This window comes from Planktosalinus sp. (assembly GCF_059864935.1).
In genome coordinates, this window is record NZ_JCBCCK010000439.1 from 1 (window position 1) to 1,492 (window position 1,492).

Consider the following 1,492-nt stretch of genomic DNA (forward strand, 5'->3'; position numbering starts at 1 on the left):
CCAGAAGGAACGAAACATGATATCATCTGTCAGGTAAATCACACTGCCCCTGCCCATTTTGTGCTCACCAAACACCAAAGAATTCTTCAATCCCTTCAAGGCTTCTTCGCCGGCAAAACCGCTTATACGCTCTGCTTCGCCTTCAATGTAGGCCACATTATATCCGCTTTCCAGAAATCCATAGGCACTTGTTCCTGCTTTCAGGGTAAAATAGTTTTCATTGTATCCAAAAGCCAGCGGGTGTGACACATCTACTTTGGTTTTAAAAATACTTCCTGTAATGAAATGCTTCACACTTTCCTTTTCTCTTTGGTCGTAAGGAATCAAATAGTTGGGCTCAGCAGCTTCTGCATCTTCATTTGTATTGAGCTTCAGTCCGAATCCGTCCTTATCAGCAAAAGTTCTTAAGGCATGTTGAATGGCAATGAGTGTCCCGCCTTTGGAAACCCAGTCTTTTAGTTTACCCAAAGCAACTTCATCAAAATAGTTGTTATAAGGTCCGGAAGGAAGTATAAGCACATCAAACTGGTCTAAAGAGATGTTTTTAAAATAATCGGTATCAATGGAGGTCACGGGATAGTGCAACTGCTGTTCAAAAAAATGCCAAAGGGCACCATAGCTTAAGGAAGAAGTATAATCTCCTCTCAACAACGCTACTCTTGGCGGATGAATGATTTTCACATCGGGCGAACCGAAGTCGGTTCCGGTATCTGAAAAGCTGGTCATTGCCACAAAGAGTTTTCGGTTGTGTTTGTTGGCGATTTCGGTTACTTTATTGTCGTAATTTTCAACGTTTCGGTTGTCGCTTTTGGTGATTACCAGACTGCCTCTTTCAAAACTTTCGCCACCAAGGCCAAATTTCTTTTCGCTAAAGCGCACTTTCACACCCGCCTGTAGCAATTCCGAAAGGAAAGCTGCATCCTGCATACTGTTCCATTTGGCAATGTATCCTGCAGCAGCGGTGTTGGGCGTGTTGACGTGCATAGTTTTTGCGGGAGCTGTGTTTGCCGAAACCAGGGTAGTGCTGGCAATGGCATCCAAACCATAGGCGTGGGGTAAATTCCAAGCTGTAATGTCATAAGTAAGCGGTGTGCTGAGTTTGGTTTCCGGCTCAAAAAGTGCCTGAACCATTCTGCCTTTGGGCTGATTGGTGCTTACTACCAAAGCGTTTTTCATGTCCAGGGTTCCGCTTTTGTTGGTTCCGTAATGAAAACCGGAAGCTCTACTACCGTTAGCAAAACCATATCTGATTTCGTGTTTATCAAGCAACTTGGCCAATGCATTGACTTTATCGGCTTCGCCTTGGAGTACAAAACTTTTGTATTTCAGATTGGGCTGAAAGAATTTCTGAAATTCAGTATTGAGTCTTTTTGCGTTTTTTGAAGAAATTTCAATTGTGGAAATACCGGTTAAAGTTTGATTTGAAACTCGATCTACCAGCGTTAATTCATAACCTTCATCGGTATCAATACCAAGTCCGGCGCGACCGTGG

Annotated in this window: 1 pseudogene; it reads right to left on the reverse strand. The window is 43.3% G+C overall.

From position 1 onward, the window contains the following. Nucleotides 1-1,492 (reverse strand): annotated as a pseudogene (locus AC6F75_RS13080) (zinc carboxypeptidase); the annotation flags it as partial.